Source organism: Edaphosphingomonas fennica (assembly GCF_003034225.1).
GTDB classification, from domain to species: domain Bacteria; phylum Pseudomonadota; class Alphaproteobacteria; order Sphingomonadales; family Sphingomonadaceae; genus Sphingomonas_E; species Sphingomonas_E fennica.
This window is the reverse complement of the sequence record NZ_PHHF01000001.1, coordinates 150,148-172,402: the sequence shown is the minus strand read 5'-3', so window position 1 is coordinate 172,402 and position 22,255 is coordinate 150,148. Positions and strand designations below refer to the sequence as shown.

The 22,255-nt window shown below is 68.2% G+C and carries 21 protein-coding genes; 11 read left to right on the top strand and 10 right to left on the bottom strand.

Going from position 1 to position 22,255, the window contains the following annotated elements; genetic code table 11:
- The 3 genes from CV103_RS00770 to ssb all read left to right on the top strand — a co-directional run.
- Window positions 1-2,223, top strand: a 2,223-nt coding sequence (locus CV103_RS00770) for a TonB-dependent receptor (protein WP_107393614.1), incomplete at its 5' end; no start/stop codon positions are given.
- Window positions 2,224-2,399: 176 nt separating this feature from the next.
- On the top strand, window positions 2,400-5,630 hold the full coding sequence (locus tag CV103_RS00765) for an autotransporter outer membrane beta-barrel domain-containing protein (protein WP_107393613.1): 3,231 nt from the start codon (window positions 2,400-2,402) through the stop codon (window positions 5,628-5,630).
- A gap of 96 nt (window positions 5,631-5,726) precedes the next feature.
- Window positions 5,727-6,278, top strand: coding sequence for a single-stranded DNA-binding protein (gene ssb, locus CV103_RS00760; protein ID WP_041864874.1), 552 nt, complete (start codon window positions 5,727-5,729; stop codon window positions 6,276-6,278).
- Between the two features lie 309 nt (window positions 6,279-6,587).
- On the opposite strand, the gene CV103_RS00755 is transcribed toward ssb, so the two are convergent.
- Genes CV103_RS00755 through CV103_RS00730 form a run of 6 tightly spaced genes read right to left on the bottom strand, consistent with a single transcriptional unit; the run spans window position 6,588 to window position 12,355 of the window.
- Complete coding sequence (locus CV103_RS00755) at window positions 6,588-7,490, bottom strand: ParB/RepB/Spo0J family partition protein (protein ID WP_015458750.1); 903 nt, start codon at window positions 7,488-7,490, stop codon at window positions 6,588-6,590.
- On the bottom strand, window positions 7,487-8,281 hold the full coding sequence (locus tag CV103_RS00750) for a ParA family protein (protein WP_107393612.1): 795 nt from the start codon (window positions 8,279-8,281) through the stop codon (window positions 7,487-7,489). The genes CV103_RS00755 and CV103_RS00750 overlap by 4 nt, the downstream gene beginning before the upstream one ends.
- On the bottom strand, window positions 8,278-8,919 hold the full coding sequence (gene rsmG, locus CV103_RS00745; protein ID WP_107393611.1) for a 16S rRNA (guanine(527)-N(7))-methyltransferase RsmG: 642 nt from the start codon (window positions 8,917-8,919) through the stop codon (window positions 8,278-8,280). The genes CV103_RS00750 and rsmG overlap by 4 nt, the downstream gene beginning before the upstream one ends.
- Window positions 8,916-10,778 carry a tRNA uridine-5-carboxymethylaminomethyl(34) synthesis enzyme MnmG gene (gene mnmG, locus CV103_RS00740; protein WP_107393610.1) on the bottom strand — a complete coding sequence of 621 codons (1,863 nt, stop codon included), beginning with the start codon at window positions 10,776-10,778 and terminating at the stop codon, window positions 8,916-8,918. Before mnmG ends, rsmG begins: the two co-directional genes overlap by 4 nt.
- Before the next feature lie 55 nt (window positions 10,779-10,833).
- Window positions 10,834-12,105: a tRNA uridine-5-carboxymethylaminomethyl(34) synthesis GTPase MnmE gene (gene mnmE, locus CV103_RS00735; protein ID WP_107393609.1), complete on the bottom strand. Its 1,272-nt coding sequence runs from the start codon at window positions 12,103-12,105 to the stop codon at window positions 10,834-10,836.
- Window positions 12,106-12,118: 13 nt separating this feature from the next.
- A complete protein-coding gene (locus tag CV103_RS00730; RefSeq protein WP_015458755.1) occupies window positions 12,119-12,355 on the bottom strand; it encodes a DUF6489 family protein in 237 nt (78 codons plus the stop codon).
- 63 nt (window positions 12,356-12,418) lie between these two features.
- Here CV103_RS00730 and CV103_RS00725 point away from each other — a divergent pair, with 63 nt between their 5' ends.
- From CV103_RS00725 to CV103_RS00715, 3 genes are read left to right on the top strand one after another with little or no spacing between them, the layout of a single operon-like run.
- On the top strand, window positions 12,419-12,874 hold the full coding sequence (locus tag CV103_RS00725) for a methylated-DNA--[protein]-cysteine S-methyltransferase (RefSeq protein ID WP_107393608.1): 456 nt from the start codon (window positions 12,419-12,421) through the stop codon (window positions 12,872-12,874).
- 2 nt (window positions 12,875-12,876) lie between these two features.
- Window positions 12,877-13,572 (top strand): dienelactone hydrolase family protein, encoded by a 696-nt coding sequence (locus tag CV103_RS00720; RefSeq protein ID WP_107393607.1) that lies wholly within the window; start codon window positions 12,877-12,879, stop codon window positions 13,570-13,572.
- Complete coding sequence (locus tag CV103_RS00715) at window positions 13,569-14,549, top strand: quinone oxidoreductase family protein (RefSeq protein WP_107393606.1); 981 nt, start codon at window positions 13,569-13,571, stop codon at window positions 14,547-14,549. The genes CV103_RS00720 and CV103_RS00715 overlap by 4 nt, the downstream gene beginning before the upstream one ends.
- Window positions 14,550-14,591: 42 nt before the next feature.
- On the opposite strand, the gene CV103_RS00710 is transcribed toward CV103_RS00715, so the two are convergent.
- From CV103_RS00710 to hemE, 4 genes are all read right to left on the bottom strand, one after another.
- Complete coding sequence (locus CV103_RS00710; RefSeq protein WP_015458759.1) at window positions 14,592-15,263, bottom strand: YjbE family putative metal transport protein; 672 nt, start codon at window positions 15,261-15,263, stop codon at window positions 14,592-14,594.
- Window positions 15,264-15,393: 130 nt separating this feature from the next.
- Window positions 15,394-16,650 carry a transcription termination factor Rho gene (gene rho / locus CV103_RS00705; protein WP_015458760.1) on the bottom strand — a complete coding sequence of 419 codons (1,257 nt, stop codon included), beginning with the start codon at window positions 16,648-16,650 and terminating at the stop codon, window positions 15,394-15,396.
- Window positions 16,651-16,810: 160 nt separating this feature from the next.
- Window positions 16,811-17,278, bottom strand: coding sequence for a CopD family protein (locus tag CV103_RS00700; protein ID WP_015458761.1), 468 nt, complete (start codon window positions 17,276-17,278; stop codon window positions 16,811-16,813).
- Between the two features lie 11 nt (window positions 17,279-17,289).
- Window positions 17,290-18,351 (bottom strand): uroporphyrinogen decarboxylase, encoded by a 1,062-nt coding sequence (gene hemE, locus CV103_RS00695; RefSeq protein WP_070931618.1) that lies wholly within the window; start codon window positions 18,349-18,351, stop codon window positions 17,290-17,292.
- A gap of 312 nt (window positions 18,352-18,663) precedes the next feature.
- Here hemE and CV103_RS00690 point away from each other — a divergent pair, with 312 nt between their 5' ends.
- The 5 genes from CV103_RS00690 to dnaQ are packed head-to-tail and all read left to right on the top strand — an operon-like array spanning window position 18,664 to window position 22,254.
- Window positions 18,664-19,488, top strand: a complete 825-nt coding sequence (locus CV103_RS00690; RefSeq protein WP_015458763.1) for a pyruvate, water dikinase regulatory protein — start codon at window positions 18,664-18,666, stop codon at window positions 19,486-19,488.
- A complete protein-coding gene (locus CV103_RS00685) occupies window positions 19,485-20,081 on the top strand; it encodes a Maf family protein (RefSeq protein ID WP_107393605.1) in 597 nt (198 codons plus the stop codon). The genes CV103_RS00690 and CV103_RS00685 overlap by 4 nt, the downstream gene beginning before the upstream one ends.
- The gene (gene aroE, locus CV103_RS00680) at window positions 20,078-20,938 is read left to right on the top strand and encodes a shikimate dehydrogenase (RefSeq protein WP_107393604.1); all 861 of its coding nucleotides are present in this window, start codon (window positions 20,078-20,080) and stop codon (window positions 20,936-20,938) included. Before CV103_RS00685 ends, aroE begins: the two co-directional genes overlap by 4 nt.
- A complete protein-coding gene (gene coaE / locus CV103_RS00675) occupies window positions 20,935-21,531 on the top strand; it encodes a dephospho-CoA kinase (RefSeq protein ID WP_015458766.1) in 597 nt (198 codons plus the stop codon). Before aroE ends, coaE begins: the two co-directional genes overlap by 4 nt.
- A 9-nt stretch (window positions 21,532-21,540) precedes the next feature.
- Window positions 21,541-22,254, top strand: a complete 714-nt coding sequence (dnaQ, locus tag CV103_RS00670) for a DNA polymerase III subunit epsilon (protein WP_107393603.1) — start codon at window positions 21,541-21,543, stop codon at window positions 22,252-22,254.
- The last annotated feature ends 1 nt before the right edge of the window (window position 22,255 follow it).

The window sequence follows — 22,255 nt, the reverse complement described above, 5'->3', positions numbered from 1 at the left end:
GTCGCGCTGCCCGGCGACGGCTGGCGGATCGTCGCCGCGGCGCCTGCGGCCGCGGCCCGCCCCGCGCCGCAAAGGGCGCCGGCGGCGGCTCCCCCGCCCGCCCCGGCCCCGGAAAGCGGCAGCGACATCATCGTCACCGCCAGCAAGCGCGACGCGCGGCTGGGCGATTATCCGGCCACCGTCAACATGATCGACGGGCGGGATCTGGCCTTCGGCGGGGAAGGCGGCACGGATTCGATCCTGGCGCGGCTTGCCAGCCTGTCCTCCACCCATCTCGGCGCGGGGCGCAACAAGCTGTTCATCCGGGGCATCGCCGATTCCAGCTTCACCGGCCCCACGCAGGCGACGGTCGGCCAATATTTCGGCGACGTGCGGCTCAGCTACAACGCCCCCGATCCCGATCTGAAGCTCTACGACATCGCCCAGGTCGAGGTGCTGGAAGGCCCCAACGGCACGCTCTACGGCGCGGGATCGCTGGGCGGCATCATCCGCGTCGTCCGCAACGCGCCACGGCCCGGCATGCTCGAAGGCGCGCTCTCGGCCGGCGCCAGCCTCACCCAGCATGGCGATCCCGGCGCGGATATCGGGGGCATGATCAACCTCCCGATGGCCGACGACAATATGGCGCTGCGCCTCGTCGGCTACGGCGTCACCGAAGGCGGCTATATCGATAATCCGCTGCTCGACCGGAAGAACGTCAACCGCACCGATACCTATGGCGGCCGGGCCACGCTGCGGATCGCGCCGGGCGATGGCTGGACGATCGATATCGGCGCCACCTATCAGGACATTCACGGCGCCGACAGCCAATATGCCGATCGCGATGGCCCGCGCCTCACCCGGTCCACCCGGGTCGACCAGGGTTTCGACGGCAGCTATGCGCTCGGCGATCTGGTGGTGACGAAGGATTGGGACGATCTCCGCCTCGTCTCCTCCACCGGCATCGCCCGCCAGAAGCTGGGCGAACGTTATGACGCGACCGTGCCCGACGGCCCGGCAGACGACGGCACCGCGATCAACCGGCTGTGGCCGCTGCTCGCGGTGCGGGTCGCGGGTGTCGCCGAAGGCGTGCCGATGGCCTTCACCCAGCATAATAATACCCGCTTCTTCTCGCACGAGACCCGGCTGTCGCGGCCGACGCGCGACGGCTTCGGCTGGGTGGTGGGGGCAAGCTATCTCGACAATCGCGCCAAGCTCCGGCGTTCGCTGGGGCCGGACGGGCTGGCGGTCCCGCTGACCGGCGTGATCAACCGCATCCGCGAATATACCGCTTATGGCGAGGCGAGCGTGGAGGTGCTGCGCGATCTCACCTTCACCGCCGGCGGCCGCGTCACCCATTCCCGCCTGTCGGGCGAGGGCGTGGACATCGCGCTCCCCTATCTGGCGCCGGAAAATCAGGACGAGGGCGCCGCGCTCCAGCTTGCCGCCGCCAATGCGCGGCTGCGCGCGGCGCGCGGCGAAACCAACGTCTCGCCCTCGCTCGCCCTGTCGGCGCAGCTTATGCCCGATCTCGTCTTCTTCCTGCGCTATCAGGAAGGGTTCCGCCCCGGCGGCCTGGCGATCGAGGACCAGTTCGTCCGCCGCTTCAAGGGCGATCAGGTGAAGACCTGGGAAAGCGGCTTCCGCCACGGCGGGCCGGGCGACGCCTTCATGCTCGCGACCAGCTTCTCCTACACGCGCTGGCAGGACATCCAGGCCGACTATATCGACGCCACCGGCCTGCCCACCACCGCCAATATCGGCGACGGCCGGATCTATTCCATCGCCGCCAATGCCGGCTGGCGGCCGTTCGCCGGGCTCGGCATCGACGCCGCCATCATCTACAATGACAGCAAGGTCAGCGATCCGGCGCCGGCCATCACGCTCGGCCGCCTGTCGCAGCTTCCCAACGTGGCGGAATGGTCCGCGCGCGGCGGCGTGGACTATCGCGCGATCCTCACCGACGATCTCGATCTCCGGGTCGGCGCCAACCTCCGCTATGTCGGCCGGTCGCGGCTGGGCGTGGGGCCGATCCTGGGGGAGGCGCAGGGCGATTATGTCGATACCGCGCTCAGCGTCCGCATCGGCCGGCCCGATCTCGGCGTCACGCTCACCTTGACCAACCTCGCCGACGCGGTCGGCAACCGCTTCGCGCTCGGCACGCCCTTCCTCATCAACCGTATCGACCAGATCACGCCCCTGCGGCCGCGCACGGTCCGCCTCGGCCTCGACGCGCACTTCTGAGCAGGCCCCACGCGGAAATCCGCTTTCCGCGCATTTCCAAATACTCATCAAAGACGATTTCTGTGGCGCACGATCAAGGTTCCGTGCTTTCGGCACCGTCTTCGCCATGACGGCCGGTCTCGTCTTCTATCCCGGAGACGAAGAATCCGCCGCGAGGGAAAAGGGAAAGTTCTTCGATGCGCAGCCTTCTTGCCACGACCTGCCTTACACCGCTCGGCCTCCTCATCCTGGCCGCCCCCGTCCAGGCCGAAACCACCATTGGAGACAAGCGCACGGCGGGCGTGGCGACGGCCACCGTCAATTCCGGCGCCGCCGACGACATCAAGATCAGCAGCGCCGGATCGATCGTCCCCACCGCCAGCGGCGCGGCCGTCACCGTCAACAGCGCCAACAAGGTCACCAACGAAGGCGCGATCACCTTCAGCGACGTGAACGACGCGACCGGCATCCTCGTCAACGATGGCATGACCACCACGATCACCAACAGCGGCAAGATCACCATAGACGAAACCTATGCGCCCACCGATACGGACAAGGACGGCGACCTCGATGGTCCGCTGGCGCAGGGCAGCAACCGCTTCGCCATCCGCACCGCGGGCGCGATGACCGGCAATATCGTCAACGGCGGCACCATCGCGATCGAGGGCAATAATTCCGGCGGCATCGTGCTGGGCGGCACGCTCACCGGATCGCTCACCAACAGCGGCTCGATCAACGTGATCGGCGACAATGGCTACGGCATCCGCGCCCGCGACGTGAGCGGCGATGTCCGCGTGCAGGGCGCGATCAACGTGCAGGGCGCCAATTCGGTGGGCCTCGCCGTCGACGGCAATGTCGGCGGGGCGATGGTGGTGCAGGGCGCCATCACGGCGACGGGCTATCGCAGCACCTCGGTTTCCGATCCCAGCAAGCTCGATGCGGACGATCTGCTCCAGGGCGGGCCGGCCGTGCGCGTCGCCGGCAACGTCGCGGGCGGGATCGTCTTCGCCGCCCCGCCCAAGGACACCAATCCCGACGACAAGGATGAGGACAAGGACGGCATCGAGGATTCGAAGGAGGGCACGGCCGCCATCACCTCCTACGGCTCCGCCGCGGCGGTCGAGATCGGATCGGCCGCGCAGGACGTCGCCATCGGCGCCGTGGCGGGCAACGCCAACGGCCACGGCCTCGTCGTCGAAGGCGCGATCGCGGGCAACGGCGTCTTCGCCGGCATCGACGGCAATGCCATGGTGATCGGCGGACAGGGCAAGGCGGTCACCATCGCCGGCGGGATGACGGTGAGCGGCACGATCACCGCCACCGGCGCGGGGGCGGGATCGTCCGCCACCGGCCTGCGCATCGGCAGCGGCGCCACCGTGGCCGAGATCCGCAACAGCGGCGGCATCGGCGCGGGATCGGGCACCGGCGCGGAGGGCAAGGCCACCGCGATCCGCATCGATGCCGGCGCCAATGTCGGCACGATCCGCAACAGTGGCCAGATCAAGGCCTCGGCCGGCAGCGCCGACGGCGCCGCCACCGCCATCGTCGACAAGGCCGGCACCGTCACCCTCGTCGAAAATAGCGGCTCGATCGTCGCCACCGGCGCGCTCGCCACCTCCGATCGCAACGTCGCCATCGATCTGTCCGCCAATAATGGCGGCACCACCGTGAAGCAGATCGCCGCCGCCCAGGGCGCCGCTGCCCCGGCCATCCAGGGGGATATCCTCTTCGGCGCGGGATCGGACACGCTCGACATCGCCGACGGCGCGGTTTCGGGAACGACCCGCTTCGGCGCGGGCGCCAACCGGCTCCAGCTTTCGGGCGACGCCGCTTATGCCGGCAAGGCGGAGTTCGGCGCGGGCAATGACGTCATGGCGCTGTCCGGAACGTCGATCTTCAGCGGCACCGCCGATTTTGGCGGCGGGACGGACAGCCTCACCCTCAGCGATACCGCCCGGTTCAGCGGCACGCTCGCCGGCTCGCAGGGGCTGGCGGTGAACGTCGCGGGCGGCACGCTCGATCTCGCCAACACCGGGGCCGTCGCCCTGGCCTCGCTCAACGTGGGCGGCACTGGCGCGATCCGCGTCAACGTCGATGGCGCGGCGGGCACCGGCACGCTCTACCAGGTCGCGGGCGACGCCAGCTTCGCCGCCGGATCGAAGGTGGTGGTGAAGCTCGCCAACGTCTCCGATTCCGAAGGCGTCTACACCTTCCTGCGCGCCGGCAGCGTTACCGGCGGCGATCAGCTCGCCTCGGCCGATACGGCGCTGCCCTACATGTTCAAGAGCAGCGTGGTCGCCGGCGCCAACGCCAACGAGCTGGCGATCGACATCCAGCGCAAGAACGCGACCGAGCTTGGCCTCAACCGTTCGCAGGCCGCCGCTTATGACGCGGTGTTCAAGGTGCTGGACAAGGACGCCAAGATCGCCGGCGCCTTCCTCGACATCGCCGATGGCGATCGCTTCCGCCGCCAGCTCCGCCAGATGCTGCCCGATCATGCCGGCGGCACGTTCGAGGCGGTGACCTCCGGTTCGCGCGCCAGCGCCCGCATGCTCGCCGATCCGCGCGCGCCCTTCGCCGATCAGGGCGGCTGGGGCTTCTGGCTGCAGCAGGTGGCCTGGGGCACGTCCAAGAGCCTGGGGGATACCGCCTCCTACGACATCACCGGCTGGGGCGCCTCCGGCGGCGCCGAGGCCAAGACGGACGGCTTCGGCAATTTCGGCGTGTCGCTCGCCTATCTCTACGGCAAGGATGCCGATGGCGGCACGGACAACGAGGTCCAGTCCAACCAGTTCGAGCTGGCCGGTTACTGGCGGGCCGATTTCGGCGCCCTCCACACCTTCGCGCGCGCATCCGGCGCTTATGTGAAGTTCAAGGGCCGGCGCGATTTCGCCGGCACGTTCGGGGACGAGGAGGTCACCCGCCAGACCAGGGGCAAATGGAACGGCACGCTCTTCTCGGCGGCGGGCGGCGCCTCCTACGAGATGCAGTTCGGCCGCGTCAGCGTGCGGCCGGTGGGATCGATCGATTATTACCGCCTGCATGAGAAGGGCTATGACGAAACCGGGGGCGGCGATGCCTTCAACCTGATCGTCGACAGCCGCACCAGCGACGAGTTCGCCGCCAACGGCACCGTCGCCGTCGGCCTGAACTTCGGTGGCAAGGATCCGGACGCCGGCTGGTTCCGCACCGAGATCGAGGGCGGCCGCCGCCAGATCATCGGCGGCAAGCTGGGCAGCACCACCGCCCGCTTCCGCGATGGCGAGGCCTTCACCCTGGTGCCGGAAGACCGCACCAACGGCTGGGTCGGCCGCCTCAGGCTGCTCGGCGGCAATAGCGGCTTCACCGCCGGCGGCGAACTGAGCGCCGAGGAACAGCAGGGCCACGCCGCCATCGCCTTCCGCGCCTCGATCAACATCGGTTTCTAGGCTCCCCGATCCCGCCCGTGCCGCAAGATGGAACGGGCGGGATTGCAGCGCGGGCTCCCGATGCTTAGAGCAGGCGACTGTTATCGGGAGACGGACATGGCTGGCAGCGTGAACAAGGTAATTCTGGTCGGTAATCTCGGCCGCGATCCTGAATCACGCAGCTTCCAGAATGGCGGCAAGGTGGTGAACCTGCGCATCGCCACCTCCGAAAGCTGGAAGGATCGCGCCACCGGCGAACGGCGGGAAAAGACCGAATGGCATTCGGTCGCGATCTTCAACGAAGGCCTCGCCCGCACGGCCGAGCAATATCTGCGCAAGGGCAGCAAGGTCTATATCGAGGGCCAGCTCCAGACCCGGAAGTGGCAGGACCAGTCCGGCCAGGATCGCTATTCCACCGAAATCGTCCTCCAGGGCTTCAACGCCCAGCTCGTCATGCTCGACGGGCGCGGCGAAGGTGGCGGCGGCGGCAGCCGGGGCGGCGGTGCCGGCGGCGGCTGGGGCGATGACGATCCCGATTACGGATCGACCGGCATGGGCGGCGGTGGCGGCTTCGGCGGCGGCAACCGGGGCGGCAGCCCGGCCGGCGGCGGCGCGGCGCGCCCCTCCAACCCGTTCGACAACGATCTCGACGACGACGTTCCCTTCTGATCCGCCTCCCTGCGATCGGCTGAGCGGGTCCCGCCCGTTCGAAATCCGGCGAGCAAACCAGTGAAGTCCAGCGCGCACCAGCCCCGAATGCGGCCTTCCGCTTCCGGGGCGGTGCCCGATTGAGCGGGCGAGCCGGCGGCGGGAAGCAATCGGCGTTCCCGGCGTCGAACGCCCGTCACGCGCCGGCGTCAGGCCGGACGATGGCCTGCCCGCCGCGACCGGCGCCCCACAACAGCATCATATTGCGACAGGCCGCGCCAAGGCGCCCGATCCACGCGGATCGGCCGGATCAACCGCCGGAAATGCCCGTCAGATCGGTTCGCCGCTCAGCCGCTGGCAGACCATGTCGAGCTGGTCGAGCGAGGAATAAGCGAGCGTCACCGTGCCCCCCTGCCCGGCATGCTGGATCGAGACCTTCAGCCCCAGCATGTCGCCCAATTGCCGTTCCAGCGCCGCGATATCGGCATCGTTGCCGGCCTTGGGCTCGATCTGGGCCGCCGCCCGGCCCGTGGCGCCCTTGGCCTTGCGCGCCAGCCCCTCGGTGTCGCGCACGGATAGCCCGCGCTGCACCACCTCGCGCGCGAGGGTTTCGGGATCGGCGGCGGTGATCAGCGCGCGGGCATGGCCCATGGAAAGCGCGCCATCGGCCACCATCGTCCGCACCGGCGCCGGCAGGTCGAGCAGGCGCAGCAGGTTGGCGACGTGGCTGCGCGATTTCGCCACCAGCCGGCCCAGCGCCTCCTGGGTATGGCCATAATCGCGGATCAGCCGGCTATAGGCTTCCGCTTCTTCGATCGCATTCAGGTCCTCGCGCTGGATATTCTCGATCAGCGCGACTTCCAGCGTCTCCGCCTCGCTGAAATCGCGAATGATGACAGGGACTTCGTGAAGCTGCGCGCGCTGCGCCGCCCGCCAGCGCCGTTCGCCGGCGACGATCTGGAAACCGGTGCCGTGCGGCCGCACCACGATCGGCTGGATGACGCCGCGCGCGCGGATCGACTGGGCGAGTTCCTCCAGCGCTTCCTCGTTGAAGCGGCGGCGCGGCTGGCCGGGATGCGGGCGAATGGTGGCGACGGCGACGATCTGCACGCCGGGGGCGCGCTGCTCGCCATCGGCGGCGATCGGCTGTTCGCGCGCGGCCTCCCCCAGCAGGGCGGAGAGACCGCGGCCGAGGCCGGATGGACGGCGGCGGGCGGCCGCTTCCTCGCTCATGCCGCAACTCCGGCGCTAGCGGCGATCTTGGGCAAGCGGGCGATCAGTTCACGTGCCAATGCCATATAGGCTTCCGATCCGGCGCAGCGATAATCGTAGATCAAGGCGGGAACCCCATGGCTCGGCGCTTCGGAAAGGCGGACGTTGCGGGGAATGACCGTCTGGAACACCACCGGCCCCAGCGTTGCCCGCACATCCTGCGACACCTGTTCCGACAGGCGGTTGCGGCGATCATACATGGTGAGCGCGATGCCGAGGATGCGCAGCTCGGGATTGAAGCGCGCGCGCACGCGCTCGATGGTGGTAAGAAGCTGGCTCAACCCTTCGAGCGCGAAGAATTCGCACTGGAGCGGCACCAGCAGCGATTGCGCGGCGACCAGCGCGTTGACGGTGAGCAGCCCCAGCGAGGGCGGGCAATCGATCAGGCAGATGTCCCAACGCCCGGCCGGCGCCTCCGCCAGCGCGGTATCGAGGCGATGGGTGCGGTTGTCGAAATCGATAAGCTCGATCTCCGCCCCCGATAGATCGACGGTCGCGGCGATCAGATCGAGGCGCGGCACCTTGGTTGCGATCACGGCTTCGGTCACGCTGGCGTCGCCGGTGAGCAGTTCGTAGGAGGAGCGCACGCGCGCCGCCTGATCGACGCCGAGGCCCGTGGAAGCATTGCCCTGCGGATCGAGATCGACCAGCAGCACCCGCGATCCCGTGGCGGCGAGCGCGGTCGCCATGTTGATGGCCGTGGTCGTCTTGCCCACCCCGCCCTTCTGATTTGCGATCGCAATCCGGATCATCGCGCTTTCCCTGGCCTGATGGTCTTGGACCGGACATCCGTGGCAACGATGACACCGGCTTCCGGATCGGTGACGCTCGGTTCGATCCGGAACGCACCCTGCCATGTTATCCGCGCGGTATCCAGTTCCGCCTGCGCGCTCCGCCCCTTGGGAAGCACCCAAATCGTATCAGGCGTGGCAAAACGGGCGGCGAGCGGCAGCAGCCGGTCCAGCGGGGCGAAGGCCCTGGCGCTGATCGCGGCGAAGGGCCGGCTTTCGACCTGCTCCAGCCGTTTGTCGATCACCGTTACGCGATTGGCAATGCCGAGGCGCTCCGCCGTCCGGGCCAGGAAGTCCGCGCGGCGGCGGCGCGATTCGACCAGGGTGACGGGAAAATCCCCCATCGCCGCGATCACCAGCCCCGGAAAGCCCGGCCCCGATCCCAGATCGATCCAGGGGCCGAGCGGCGCATGGCGCAGAAGCTGGGCGGAATCGACGATATGGCGGGCCCAGATTTCCGGGATCGTCGCCGCCGATATCAGATTCTGATGCTCGTTTTCCGCGATGACTTCGGCCACGAAGCGTTCGAGCCGGTCCCATGTTTCACGTGGAACATCGAAATTGGCGGACAGCCAGCGCCGCGCTTCGTCCTCGGTCATGCCGCCGCCCGGCGCCGGGCGTGGACGAGGATGGCGGCCAGCGCCGCGGGCGTCACCCCCCTCACCCGGCCCGCCGCCCCGATCGACGACGGCCGGGCCTTTCCCAGCCGCTCGACCATCTCGTTGGAGAGCCCCGGTATCCCGGCGAAATCCATGTCGGCCGGCAAGGCAATGCCGTCGTCCGACTTGAGCCGCTGTATCTCATCCTCCTGCCGGGCGAGATAGGGCGCATAATGCGCATCGGTGCGGAACTCCGCGATGATGTCGCCGTCGATATCGGCAAGCGCGGGGCGAAGCGCGAGAAGCGTGTCCGCCCCGACACCGGGGAAGCGCAGCCATTCGCCGAGCGATCGCACGCTCCCGTCGCGGGTCACCTGCGCACCGGTATCGGCCATGCGATCGGCCGAGAGCCGCTCGGTCGTCGCCTCCTCCAGCCGTTGGCGCGCGGCCATCCGGCTTTCGAACCAGGCGCGACGCTCCGGCCCCACCATTCCGGCCGCGATCGCCGCGCCGGTCAGCCGCGTCGGCGCATTGTCCGCACGCAGGCGCAGGCGATATTCGGCGCGCGCGGTCAGCATCCGATAGGGTTCCGAAGCGCCATGCAAGGTCAGATCGTCGATCATCACCCCGATATAGCTTTCGGTGCGATCAAAGCGCATCGGCTGCGTGCCACCGGCAAAGGCCGCCGCGCTCATCCCGGCGACGAGGCCCTGCGCGGCCGCTTCTTCATAACCGGTCGTCCCGTTGATCTGCCCGGCGAGGAACAGGCCTTCCATCGCCCGAACGGCGAGACCGGAATCGAGCGCGCGCGGGTCGATATGGTCATATTCCACGGCATAACCCATCTGCACGATCTCGGCGCGATCGAGCCCGGCGATACTGCGGACGAGGGCGATCTGCACATCTTCCGGCAGCGAGGTGGAGATGCCGTTGGGATAGACGAGATGCGTGTCGAGCCCTTCCGGCTCGAGGAAGATCTGATGCCCGTCGCGATCGCCGAAGCGGACCACCTTGTCCTCGATCGAAGGGCAATAACGCGGCCCCTGCCCCTCAATCACCCCCGCGAACAGCGGCGAGCGATCCAGGCCGCCACGGATGATCGCATGTGTCTCGGCATTGGTGCGGCTGATCGCGCAGAAAAGCTGGGGTGCGACCCGGCCCTTGCCCAGCGGCGACATCGTCCACGGATCGGCATCGGATTCCTGCCGATCGAGCGCCGCCCAGTCGATCGTCCGGCCGTCGAGCCGGGGCGGCGTTCCCGTCTTGAGGCGGGCCATCGGCAGGTCGAGCGCGCGGAGCTGTTCGGCGAGCGGCACCGATGCCCCCTCGCCCACCCGCCCCCCGGCGACATGACGCATGCCGAAATGGAGGCGGGCATTGAGGAACGTGCCTGTCGCCAGCACCACGGCGCGGGCAGCGAGCATACGGCCGTCGGCCAGCACCAGCCCTTTCACCCGGCGCCCCTCCGGCCCGCCGAGGCGAAGCGATGCCGCCTCGCCCTCGACGATCTCCAGCGAGGGCAGGTCCGCCAGAAGTTCGTGGATGGCCGCGCGATAGCGGACCCGATCGGCCTGCACGCGCGGTCCCTGGACGGCCGCGCCCTTGCTGGCATTGAGCATGCGATAATGGATCGCCGCATGATCGGCCGCGCGCGCGATCAGCCCGTCGCAGGCATCGACTTCGCGGACGAGATGGCCTTTGCCCAGGCCGCCGATGGCGGGATTGCAGGACATCGCCCCGATCATGTCGCGCCGCATCGAGACCAGGGCGACGCGCGCGCCCATCCGCGCGGCGGCAGCGGCGGCCTCCGTGCCGGCGTGACCACCGCCGACGACGATGATGTCAAAGCTATCGGGCATGCGGCCCGCTAGGCCAGCGGCCGGATCAAGTCAAAGCTGTTCCACGTGGAACATGTCATTTGCCGATGCAGAAGCGGCCGAACAGGCCGTCCAGCATATCCTCGATCCCCGCCCGCCCGGTGATGCGATCCAGCGCCACCCGCGCCAGCCGCAGCCCCTCCGCAAAGAGCAAGGCATCGGGCGAGGTGGCCAGATGCAGACCCTCCAGAGCTTCCTCCAGCGCGGCCCGCTGCCGCGCATTGACGGCAAGGTCGGCCTCGCGCGGCAGCAAGGCCCGGACATGATCGATCAGCAGATCGCGCAACCGATCCATCCCCTCGCCCGCATGCACCGAAACCGACAAGTCGACACCCGCCCTGTGCCCGGTCGCATCGCAGCGTGCGCCGATGCGGATCAGGTCGGGATGGTCGGGCGCCGCGCCGGGATCGCCAAGCCACAGCAGGATATCCGCGCCGGCCAACGCATCCTCCGCGCGGGCCACGCCGATCCGCTCCACGGGATCGTCGCCATCGCGAAGGCCGGCCGTGTCGATCAGCAGGATCGGTTGGCCCGCCAGCACGATCGGCGCTTCGATCACATCCCGCGTCGTACCCGGAATATCGGTGACGATCGCCGCCTCGCGCCCGGCGAGCGCATTGAACAGCGTCGACTTGCCGGCATTGGGCGGGCCAGCGAGCACGACGCGGACACCATCCCGCAGCCGCTCCGCCGGCGGCGCGGCGAGCAGGCGGGCGATGCCGGCGGCAACCCCGTCGGCGATCGCGCGGGGCCGTGCCTCATCGGCGTCGACATCCCCCTCGTCGCCGAAATCCAGTATCGCCTCGATGCGGGCGGAAGCCTCCAATATCGCCTGCTGCCACGCCTCGACCTGGCGGCTCAGCGCCCCGCCCGCAATGGCCAGCGCGTGCCGCCGCTGCCCTTCCGTCTCGGCGGCGAGGAGATCGCCGAGCCCCTCCGCCTCGGCAAGGTCGATCACGCCATTGGCGAAGGCCCGGCGGGTGAATTCCCCCGGTTCGGCGGGGCGCAGCCCGTCCACAGCGCCCAGCGCGGCCTGCAGCGCCGCCACCACGGCCCGGCCGCCATGAACGTGAAGCTCGGCCAGATCCTCGCCGGTCGCGGTGCGCGGGCCGGGAAACCACAATATCAGCGCGCGATCCAGCCGATCGCCCCGCGCGTCCACCAGCCAGCGCAGGGCTGCGGTGCGGGGCGCCGGCAAGGGTCCGGCCAGCGCCTCCAGCGCCGCGCCGGCGCGCGGGCCGCTGATCCGGATCACGCCGATTGCCGCAGGCGGCGATCCGCTCGACAAGGCGAAGATCGTGGAAGTCATCCGGCGCGGCGCCTCATTTCTTGCCGGTGCCGCTCATCTGCTCGAACAATTGCCGCCACATGCCCATCCCGGCCTCGCCCATGGGCGCCCAGCTCTGGATCATGCTGGTCAGCGTGTCCGGGGTGATGCCGTCCTCGATCGTGCGGCGCATCTTTTCTAGATAGACGTCATGCACGCTGCTAAGATCGGGCAAGCCCATGAAACGGCGGGCTTCCTCGGGCGTGCAATCGACATCGACGCTGATCTTCATATTCACCGTCTCCTGTTGAGCGAGCGCTATGCATGCTGGTAAAGCGTTCTCGGGAAAGGGTCCATGTCGCACGCAACCTATCTGAGCCCGATCGGACCGATATTCGTTACCGCGCGCGATGCCGCGCTGACCGGCCTGACGATCGGCAAGGCCGGCGGGGATGACCGATTGGATGCGATCATCGGCGAGGCGCTGGCCCAGCTCGTCGCCTGGTTCGCCGGGCGGCTGGTGGATTTCGATCTGCCGCTCGATCCTCTCACGACGCCACGTGGCGAGGCGCATCGCGCCGCAATGATCGCCATCCCCTATGGCGAAACCCAAAGCTATGGCGAGATCGCGCGGCGCATCGCATCGTCGCCCCGCGCGGTGGGCCAGGCCTGCCGCCGCAACCCCCTGCCGATCATCGTCCCCTGCCATCGCGTGCTCGCCGCCGGCGGCGCGATCGGCCATTATAGCGCCGGAGACGGCGTCCCCACCAAGGCGTGGCTGCTGCAACACGAACGACAACGGAAAGGCTGAACATGGGAAAGACGATCACGATCGAGGCGCTGGACGGCAGCGGCACCTTCAACGCCTATGTCGCGGAGCCCGCCGGCGGATCGCCCAAGGCGGCGGTGGTCGTGATCCAGGAAGTGTTCGGCATCAACGCCGGCATACGCGACAAGGCGGACAGCCTGGCGAAGGAAGGCTATCTGGCGATCGCGCCGGACCTGTTCTGGCGGCTGGAGCCGGGCATCGAGCTTGATCCCGATACCCAGCTGCAGCAGGCGCTGGACCTGTTCCCCAGGTTCGATCAGCAGAAGGGCATCGAGGATATCGAGGCGACCATCCGCACCGCGCGCGCGCTGGTGAACGGCGGCAAGGTGGGCGCCGTCGGCTACTGCCTTGGCGGGCGGCTCGCCTATATGACCGCCGCCCGCACTGATATCGATGCCAGCGTCGGCTATTATGCCGTGGGGATCGACGGGCTGCTCGGCGAAAGCCACGCGATCGCCCGGCCGCTGATGCTGCACATCGCCGGCAATGACGGGTTCGTGCCGCCGGAAGTGCAGAAGAAGATGCACGAGGGGCTGGACAATCATCCGCGCGTGACGCTCTGGGACTATCCCGGCCTCGACCACGGCTTCGCCACCCAGTTCGGCAAGCGCCGCGCGGACGATGCCGCCAGGCTCGCGGATTCGCGGACCTCGGCCTTCTTCGCCGAACATCTCGCATGAGCGGCGCCTGGCGGATCGTGGCCCCCCGCACCGGCGGGCCCGAGGTGCTGGAACGGGAGGACATCGCGCTTCCCGTCCCCGGCCCCGGTGAGGCGAGGGTCAGGCACGAGGCCGTCGGCGTCAATTTCATCGATACCTACCATCGGGGCGGGCTCTATCCCCTGCCCCTCCCCACCGGCCTCGGCACCGAAGCCGCCGGCATCGTCGAGGCGGTGGGCGAAGGCGCGGACCCGGCATGGGTCGGCCGCCGGGTGGCCTATGTCGCGCAAGCGCCGGGCACCTATGCCACGCATGGCCTGGCGCCCGTGGCGCGGCTCTTTCCCCTGCCCGATGCCGTCTCCGCCGAAACGGCGGCCGCCCTGCTGCTCAAGGGCCTTACCGCCTGGATGCTCGTGGAACGGTGCGCCAGGGTGCAGCCGGGGCAGAGCGTGCTGGTCCATGCCGCCGCCGGTGGCGTGGGATCGGTGCTGGTTCCCTGGCTGAAGGCGGCGGGCGCGACGGTGATCGCCCATGCCGGCAGCGCCGCCAAGGCGGCACGCGCCCGCGACAGCGGCGCGGACCATGCCCTCCACCTCCCCTTCGACCAGCTCGCCGGGGAGGTTCGCGCGCTCACCGGCGGGCGCGGCGTCGATGCGGTGCTGGACGGCGTCGGGGCCGATAGCTGGGCAGCCTCGCTCGCCAGCGTCGCCAAGCGCGGCATCCTCGTCACCTACGGCAATGCCTCCGGCCCGGTGCCGGCGATATCGCCGCTGGACCTGCTGCGCGTGGGATCGATCTTCCTCATCCGGCCGACGCTGTTCGACTATATCGAAACGGCGGACGACCGCCGCGCGGGCGGCGAACGGCTGTTCGGGCTGATCGCCGGCGGCACGATCCGGGCCGATATCGGCCAGCGCTTCGCCCTCGCGGCGGCGGCCGATGCCCACCGGGCGCTGGAAGCGCGGACGACGACGGGATCGACGATCCTGATCCCCTGAACGCAAGCCCTTCCCCGGCGGCGCGGGCCACCGGGGAGGGTTTCAGGCGAAGATGCGCATGAGGCCGACGCTGGGGTCGATCCAGCCTTCGTAGATCATCTTGACGGCGACGTAGAGGATCACGAGCAGGCCGACATAGGCGATCCAGCGGAACCGCTCGATATATTTGGCGATGATGTTCGCCGCGACGCCCATCAGCGCCACCGACAGGATCAGGCCGACGATCAGGATGCCGGGATGCTCGCGCGCCGCGCCGGCCACCGCCAGCACATTGTCCAGGCTCATGCTCACGTCCGCCACCGCCACCGCCCAGGCGGCCGCCGCGAAGCTCTTGGCCGGCGCCACGCCCGATCCCTCGTCGCCGGCGATCTCGGGCGATCCGGGGCTGTTCGGGGCGGGATGCAGCTCGCGATACATCTTCCACGATACCCACAGCAGCAGCAGGCCGCCGGCAAAGATCAGCCCGACGATCTGCATCAGCTGGGTCACGACCAGCGCGAAGGCGATGCGCAGCACCAAGGCGGCGATGATGCCGATCATTATCACCTTGCGGCGCTGATCGGCCGGCAGGCCCGCCGCCAGCGCGCCGACCACGATCGCATTGTCGCCCGCCAGCATGATGTCGATCATCAGCACCTGGCCGAACGCCGCCAGGGCCGACGGCGAGCCGATGTTCGAAAAATCCGCGACGATGTGATGCCAAAGCTCAAGCATGATGCGTCCTTAGCGGATTCGAAAGTCCGCGCGCCACAGCCTTCCTCCGCCGTGACGCGCCAGACACATTAGGTTTCAAATGCCCGCGCGCGGATCGCGGCGGGGGATGGGGGAAGAACCGTCGATGGCCTTACTGGTTCATCGAATCGAAGAAGTCCTCGTTGGTCTTCGAATCCTTCATCTTGTCGAGCAGGAACTCCATCGCGTCGATCGTGCCCATCTGCATCAGGATGCGGCGCAGCACCCACATCTTGGAAAGCTTGGCCTTGTCGACCAGCAGCTCTTCCTTGCGGGTGCCGGACTTGCCGACGTCCATCGCCGGGAAGATGCGCTTGTCGGCAACCTTGCGGTCGAGGACGATTTCCGAGTTGCCGGTGCCCTTGAACTCTTCGAAGATCACCTCGTCCATGCGGCTGCCGGTGTCGATCAGCGCGGTGGCGATGATCGAGAGCGAGCCGCCTTCCTCGATATTGCGGGCCGCGCCGAAGAAGCGCTTGGGCCGCTGCAGCGCATTGGCGTCGACGCCGCCGGTCAGCACCTTGCCGGAGGACGGGACCACCGTGTTGTAGGCGCGGCCGAGGCGGGTGATCGAATCGAGCAGGATCACCACGTCCTTCTTGTGCTCGACGAGGCGCTTCGCCTTCTCGATCACCATCTCGGCGACCTGGACGTGGCGCTGCGCCGGCTCGTCGAAGGTGGAGGAGATCACCTCGCCCTTCACCGAACGCTGCATGTCGGTGACTTCCTCGGGCCGCTCGTCGATCAGCAGCACGATCAGGAAGACTTCCGGATGATTGTCCGTGATCGCCTTGGCGATGTTCTGGAGCAGCACGGTCTTGCCGACGCGCGGCGGCGCCACGATCAGCGCGCGCTGGCCCTTGCCCTGCGGCGCGACGATGTCGATCACCCGGGCCGACTTGTCCTTGACCGTCGGGTCCTGCGGATCGAGCGTCAGCTTCTGCTCGGGATAGAGCGGGGTGAGGTTGTCGAAATTGACGCGATGGCGGACGACGTCGGGATCGTCGAAATTGACCGATACGAGCCGCGTGAGCGCGAAATAGCGTTCGCCGTCCTTCGGCCCGCGAATCTCGCCTTCCACCGTGTCACCGGTCCTCAGGCCGAATTTACGGACCTGATTGGGCGAGACGTAGATATCGTCGGGACCGGCGAGATAATTGGCTTCCGGGCTGCGCAGGAAGCCGAAGCCGTCGGGCAGCACCTCGATGGTGCCCAGCCCCATGATCTGCTCGCCATTTTCGGCCTGCACCTTCAGGATCGCGAACATCAGATCCTGCTTGCGCAGCGTCGATGCGCCCTCGACGCCCAATTCCTCGGCCATGCCGACGAGTTCGGCGGGGGTTTTCTTCTTCAAATCCTTGAGGTGCATCGGATATTCCCGGGCAGGAAGCGCTGGAGGCGCGCAAGACGTAAGAATGATCAGGAAAATGGCCTAACACGGACGGCAGGCCTCGGTTCCGCGCGGTAAAGCAAGGCGGTGATTCAAGTCAAGCAGGCAGCGTCCGATTCAGCCGGAGCCGGCGGCCCGATCAGAAGGGGCGGACGATCACCAGGATCACGATCACCGCGGTGGCGATGCCGGGGATCTCGTTCATGATGCGCAGCGGCTTGTCGCTTGCCGGGCGGAAGCCGTCGGCCATTTTCCTGGCATAGCCGATCATCCAGCCATGATAGGCCGAAAGGCCCAGCACGGCCGCCAGCTTCGCGTGGAACCAGCCTTCCTGGAAGGCGCCGACATTGACGGCCAGCGCCAGCCCGATCACCCAGACGATGATCATCGAAGGGTTGATGATGATCTTGCGCAGCCGATCCTCGCGGTTGATCCACAGCCTGTCCTCGGCCGATCCCGGCGGCACCGGCTGGTGGTAGACCAGGAAGCGCGGCAGCATGAACAGGCCCGCCATCCAGAAGATCACGAAGATCAGGTGGGCGGCCTTCACCCACGGATAGGCCGCGCCCATGAAACCGATTCCGGGAAGCAGGCTGGCGATGTCCATGGCGGCAAGCTCTAGCGTGACCTGAGGAGCGCGAGCAAGCGTTCGACATGCGCGATCGGCGCATCGGGCAATATGCCATGGCCGAGGTTGAAGACATGCGGCCGCCCGGCCAGCGCCGCGCGGATCGCGGCCACCGCCTCGTCCAGCGCGTCGCCGCCGGTGATCAGCGCCAGCGGATCGAGATTGCCCTGCACGGGAAGCCCCTCCGGCAGGCTGCGATGCGCCCAGTGCGGATCGACGGTTTCGTCGAGGCCGAGCGCATCGACCCCGGTTTCGCGGGCATAGGCCGGCAATTTGCCGCCCGCGCCCTTCGGAAAGCCGATGATCGGCGTATCGGGATGGCGGGCCCGGAGCGCCTCGACGATGGCGACGGTGGGCGCGATCACCCAGCGTTCGAACTGGGCGGGGGCAAGGCTGCCGGCCCAGCTGTCGAAAAGCTGGACGGCATCGACCCCGGCCGCGATCTGCCCGGAAAGATAATCCACCGTCGCCGCCACGATCGCGTCGATGATCGCCTGGAAGGCGGCGGGATCGCGATAGGCCAGCCGGCGGGCTTCGGCCTGCTCCCGGCTCCCCTGCCCCGCCACCATGTAGGTCGCGACCGTCCAGGGCGAGCCCGCGAAGCCGAGGAAGGTGGTCGCGGCCGGAAGCTGCGCGCGGACCAGCCGCACCGTCTCGTAGACCGGATCGAGCCGTTCGGGCACCGCCGCCAGCCCGCCCAGCGCATGATCGACCAGCCGGGGAGCAAGCCTCGGCCCCTCGCCCGCCTCGAACCACAGGTCCTGGCCCAGCGCATGCGGGATGACGAGGATATCGGAAAACAGGATCGCGCCGTCGAATCCGAAGCGGCGGATCGGCTGGAGAGTCACCTCGGCCGCGGCGGCGCTGTCGTTCACCAGCTCGAGGAACCCGCCTTTCTCGGCCCGGAGCGCGCGATATTCGGGAAGATAGCGGCCGGCCTGGCGCATCAGCCAGACGGGGGGTGGATCGCGCCTTTCCCCGCGCAGCACGGCGAGAAGGGGGCGATCTTGCGCCAGCGCGGCGTCGCGCGGCGTCGCGGGTTCGGACTCCATAACTATCCAATCTTAAGAATCTTAGAGATTCTGTAGAAGATTGTAGGGCGGTGGCAAACCGGGGTTAATTTCCTGGCCCCGATTCCGCCAACAGCTTGACTCGGCTGACTCATATCGATTCCCCGCAGAGTCGTTGAATCGCTCCCCGTTATCCACAGGCGCCGATTCCGCTGGATAGCCTGTGGAGGAATCGCTGAATCGAGTCAGAATGGCGGGCATGGAATCCTCCGCTTGAATCCATGCCCAGCTTCACGCTAGCGCCATCCCCATGGTTTTCCACAGGGCTGTGCCCACAGATCGCCGGGGGGCGCTATGATCCGGCTCCATTTGCATCTCCTCTCCGATTCCACGGGCGAGACGCTGGAGAATATCGCCAAGGCCGGCCTCGCCCAGTTCGACGGGGTGGAGACGATCAAGCATTTCTGGCCGATGGTGCGATCGGAAGGGCATCTCGATCGCGTGCTGGTCGAGATCGCGCAGCGGCCCGGCCTCGTCATCTTCACCTTGGTCAATCACGAGGTGCGCCAGCGGCTGGAGACGCGCTGCCACGCGCTGGGCCTGCCGACGGTTTCGGCGCTGGACCCGGTGATCGAGGCGCTTTCGCGCGTGCTGGGGCAGGAAGCGATGGAGCGGCCCGGCCGCCAGCACATGCTGGACGCCGCCTATTTCGCCCGCGTCGAGGCGATCCAGTTCACCATCGCCCATGACGACGGCATCGCCGCCGAGGATTGGGAGGAGGCCGATGTCGTGCTGGCCGGCGTCTCGCGATCGTCGAAGACGCCGACCGCCATCTATCTCGCCAATCGCGGCTACAAGGTCGCCAATATCCCGCTGGTGCCGGAATCGCCGCCGCCGGCCTCCCTGTTCCGGCTGAAGCAGCCGCTGGTCGTGGGCCTCACCACCAGCCCGGACCGGCTCGTCCAGATCCGGCGCAACCGCCTGCTCTCGCTCAACCAGGCGCCGGAAACGCCCTATGTCGATCAGGAGGCGGTGGCGGCCGAGCTGGCCTTCGCCCGGCGGATATTCTCCGACAATGGCTGGCCGGTGATCGACGTCACCCGCCGGTCGATCGAGGAAACGGCGGCCGCGATCATCAATCTCGTCAACGAACGGCGCAAGCCGGAGAATGGGGAATGACGCTGATCCTCGCCTCGCAATCCGCCGCGCGCCGCGCGATGCTGTCCGATGCCGGCGTGCCGCATGACGCCATGGCGCCGGGGGTCGACGAGGACGCCGCGAAGCAGGCGCTGCGGGCCGAGGGCAATGATGCCCGCCGCATGGCCGATGCGCTGGCGGAGCTGAAGGCGCTCAAATTGTCCCGCCGTTTCCCTGAGGCGCTGGTGCTGGGGTGCGACCAGACATTGGCGGCGGTCGACGGCGCGATGTTCGACAAGCCCGAAACCCGCGACGAGGCCGCGGCCCAGCTCCGCGCGCTGCGCGGCACCACCCACCGGCTGATCAGCGCGGCGGTGATCTGCCTGGGCGGCGAGCCGATCTGGCGCCACGTCGATGTCGCCAAGCTCGCCATGCGCGATTTTTCGGACGGCTGGCTGGAAACCTATCTCGACGCCGAATGGCCGGCGATCGCGGGGTGCGTGGGCGGCTATCGCCTGGAAGGGCTCGGCGCGCAGCTCTTCGCGCGGATCGACGGCAGCTATTTCACCGTGCTCGGCCTGCCGCTGCTGCCGCTGCTCGATTATCTGCGCGTCCGTGGAGTGCTGGGATCGTGACCGCCGCCGCCATTCCCCATGCCGAGGTGATCGGCGATCCGATCGCGCACAGCAAATCGCCGCTGATCCACGGCTTCTGGCTGGAAAAGCTGGGCATTGCCGGCCGCTACGGCAAGAGCCTGGTGCATGGGCCGGATCTCGGCGCCTTCCTCGAGGGCCGGCGGCAGGATGCCCTGTGGCGCGGCTGCAACGTCACCGTGCCGCACAAGCAGGCGGTGATGCCCTTCCTCGACCGGATCGATCCGGTCGCCCGGCGGATCGGCGCGGTGAACACGATCGTCCATGACGGCGATCGCCTCGTCGGCCACAATACCGATGCGGCGGGCTTCCTCGAACCGCTGCTGCCGCTGCTCGCCACCCGCCATCTCTACCGCATGGCCCGCATCCTCGGCGCGGGCGGCGCGGCGCGCGCGGTGGCGCATGCGCTGGCCGGCGAAGGCTTCACGCTGGTGATCGCCGCGCGCAAGCTGGAACAGGCCGAGGCGCTGGCGGCCGAGATCGAGGGCGTCGACACCCATGTCGCCACGCTCGATCATTTCGCCCGGCCCACCGATTTCGCCTTCGACGATCGCGAGGGCATCCTCGATATCGTCGTCAACACGACCCCGCTGGGCATGACCGGCCAGCCCCCCCTGCCCTTCGATTACAGCCATGTCCCGCCCGGCGCGCTGATCTACGATATCGTCTATGCGCCGCTGGAAACCGCGCTGCTCGGCGAAGCGCGCGCGCGCGGGCTCGTCGTCGTCGATGGCCTCGCCATGCTGATCGGCCAGGCGGCGGCGGCGTTCCGGCTTTTCTTCGGCCAGCCGGCGCCGCGCCAATATGATGCCGAATTGCGGGCGCTGCTCACGGCATGAAGATATTGGGCCTCACCGGATCGATCGGCATGGGCAAGTCCACCGTGGCGGCCATGTTCCGCGCCGAAGGCGTGCCGGTGTTCGATGCCGATGCCGAGGTGCACCGGCTGCAGGGGCCGGGCAGCCCGCTCCTCCCGGAGATTGAGGCGCTCCATCCGGGGACCACGCATCCCGATCGCGGCGTCGATCGCGCCGCGCTGCGCAAGGCGGTGTGGGGGAATGACGAGGCGCTCGGCCGGCTGGAACATATCCTCTACCCGGCCCTGCACAAGGTGCGGCGGCGCTTCCTGCTGCGCCATCGCGCCCGGCCTCTGGTGGTGCTGGACATACCTTTGCTGTTCGAAAAGGGCGGCTGGCGCAAGGTGGATGCCATCGCCGTGGTCTCCGCCCCGGCCTGGGTCCAGCGCCGCCGCGTGCTGGCGCGGCCGGGCATGACGGCCGGCCAGCTCGGCCATATTTTGTCACTCCAGACGCCGGACGCCGAAAAGCGGCGGCGGGCGGACTTCATTATCGATACGGGGGGGACACTCACCGTAACGAGAGCACAGGTTCGCCGTGTGATCGCTTGCCTCAGCCGTTCGGGAGGCCGATAACAGACTCAAATGCGTGAGATCGTCTTCGACACCGAAACCACCGGGTTCAATCCAGCGGATGGGCATCGCCTCGTCGAAATCGGCTGTGTGGAGCTGGTGAACCGGGTCGAGACCGGCCGCACCTTCCATGCCTATTTCAACCCCGGCCGGGCGATGCCCGCCGAGGCCGAGGCCGTCCACGGCCTTTCCGACAGGTTCCTGTCCGACAAGCCCTTCTTCCCGGATGGGGTGCGGGAGCTGCTGGAATTTCTGGGCGATGCGCCGCTGGTGGCGCACAATGCCACGTTCGACTTCACCTTCCTCAATGCGGAACTGGGCTGGTGCGGCCATGACGCCATCTGCCTGACCCGCATGGTCGATACGCTGGCCCTGGCCCGGCAGAAGCATCCCGGCGCCAAGCATTCGCTCGATGCGCTCTGCTCGCGCTACGGCATCGATCGCAGCCATCGCGTCAAGCATGGCGCGCTGCTCGACGCCCAGCTTCTCGCCCAGCTTTATGTCGAGCTTACCGGCGGCAGGCAGATCGGCCTGTCGCTTCGCAACGAACCGGCGGCGGATGCGTCGTCGGACGTACGCGCCGTGCCGATCCTGGAACGGCGCGTGGCCCGGCCGCTGCGGCCGGCAAGGCCGCACGCCCCCAGCGAGGAGGAAATCATCCGCCATCAGGCGTTTGTCTCCAAGCTGATCAACCCGCTCTGGGAAAGCGCCGGGCCGCCCGGTTGAC

Excerpts from the sequence above, each read along its gene's own strand:
- CV103_RS00710 (WP_015458759.1), bottom strand. The coding sequence starts at position 15,263 with ATGCTTGAGCTTTGGCATCACATCGTCGCGGATTTTTCGAACATCGGC.
- CV103_RS00720 (WP_107393607.1), top strand. The coding sequence starts at position 12,877 with ATGGGAAAGACGATCACGATCGAGGCGCTGGACGGCAGCGGCACCTTC.
- mnmG (WP_107393610.1), bottom strand. The coding sequence starts at position 10,778 with ATGCCCGATAGCTTTGACATCATCGTCGTCGGCGGTGGTCACGCCGGC.
- rho (WP_015458760.1), bottom strand. The coding sequence starts at position 16,650 with ATGCACCTCAAGGATTTGAAGAAGAAAACCCCCGCCGAACTCGTCGGC.
- CV103_RS00715 (WP_107393606.1), top strand. The coding sequence starts at position 13,569 with ATGAGCGGCGCCTGGCGGATCGTGGCCCCCCGCACCGGCGGGCCCGAG.
- ssb (WP_041864874.1), top strand. The coding sequence starts at position 5,727 with ATGGCTGGCAGCGTGAACAAGGTAATTCTGGTCGGTAATCTCGGCCGC.
- CV103_RS00755 (WP_015458750.1), bottom strand. The coding sequence starts at position 7,490 with ATGAGCGAGGAAGCGGCCGCCCGCCGCCGTCCATCCGGCCTCGGCCGC.
- CV103_RS00730 (WP_015458755.1), bottom strand. The coding sequence starts at position 12,355 with ATGAAGATCAGCGTCGATGTCGATTGCACGCCCGAGGAAGCCCGCCGT.
- coaE (WP_015458766.1), top strand. The coding sequence starts at position 20,935 with ATGAAGATATTGGGCCTCACCGGATCGATCGGCATGGGCAAGTCCACC.
- hemE (WP_070931618.1), bottom strand. The coding sequence starts at position 18,351 with ATGGAGTCCGAACCCGCGACGCCGCGCGACGCCGCGCTGGCGCAAGAT.
- CV103_RS00690 (WP_015458763.1), top strand. The coding sequence starts at position 18,664 with ATGATCCGGCTCCATTTGCATCTCCTCTCCGATTCCACGGGCGAGACG.
- CV103_RS00765 (WP_107393613.1), top strand. The coding sequence starts at position 2,400 with ATGCGCAGCCTTCTTGCCACGACCTGCCTTACACCGCTCGGCCTCCTC.
- CV103_RS00685 (WP_107393605.1), top strand. The coding sequence starts at position 19,485 with ATGACGCTGATCCTCGCCTCGCAATCCGCCGCGCGCCGCGCGATGCTG.
- mnmE (WP_107393609.1), bottom strand. The coding sequence starts at position 12,105 with ATGACTTCCACGATCTTCGCCTTGTCGAGCGGATCGCCGCCTGCGGCA.
- CV103_RS00700 (WP_015458761.1), bottom strand. The coding sequence starts at position 17,278 with ATGGACATCGCCAGCCTGCTTCCCGGAATCGGTTTCATGGGCGCGGCC.
- CV103_RS00750 (WP_107393612.1), bottom strand. The coding sequence starts at position 8,281 with ATGATCCGGATTGCGATCGCAAATCAGAAGGGCGGGGTGGGCAAGACG.
- CV103_RS00725 (WP_107393608.1), top strand. The coding sequence starts at position 12,419 with ATGTCGCACGCAACCTATCTGAGCCCGATCGGACCGATATTCGTTACC.
- rsmG (WP_107393611.1), bottom strand. The coding sequence starts at position 8,919 with ATGACCGAGGACGAAGCGCGGCGCTGGCTGTCCGCCAATTTCGATGTT.
- dnaQ (WP_107393603.1), top strand. The coding sequence starts at position 21,541 with ATGCGTGAGATCGTCTTCGACACCGAAACCACCGGGTTCAATCCAGCG.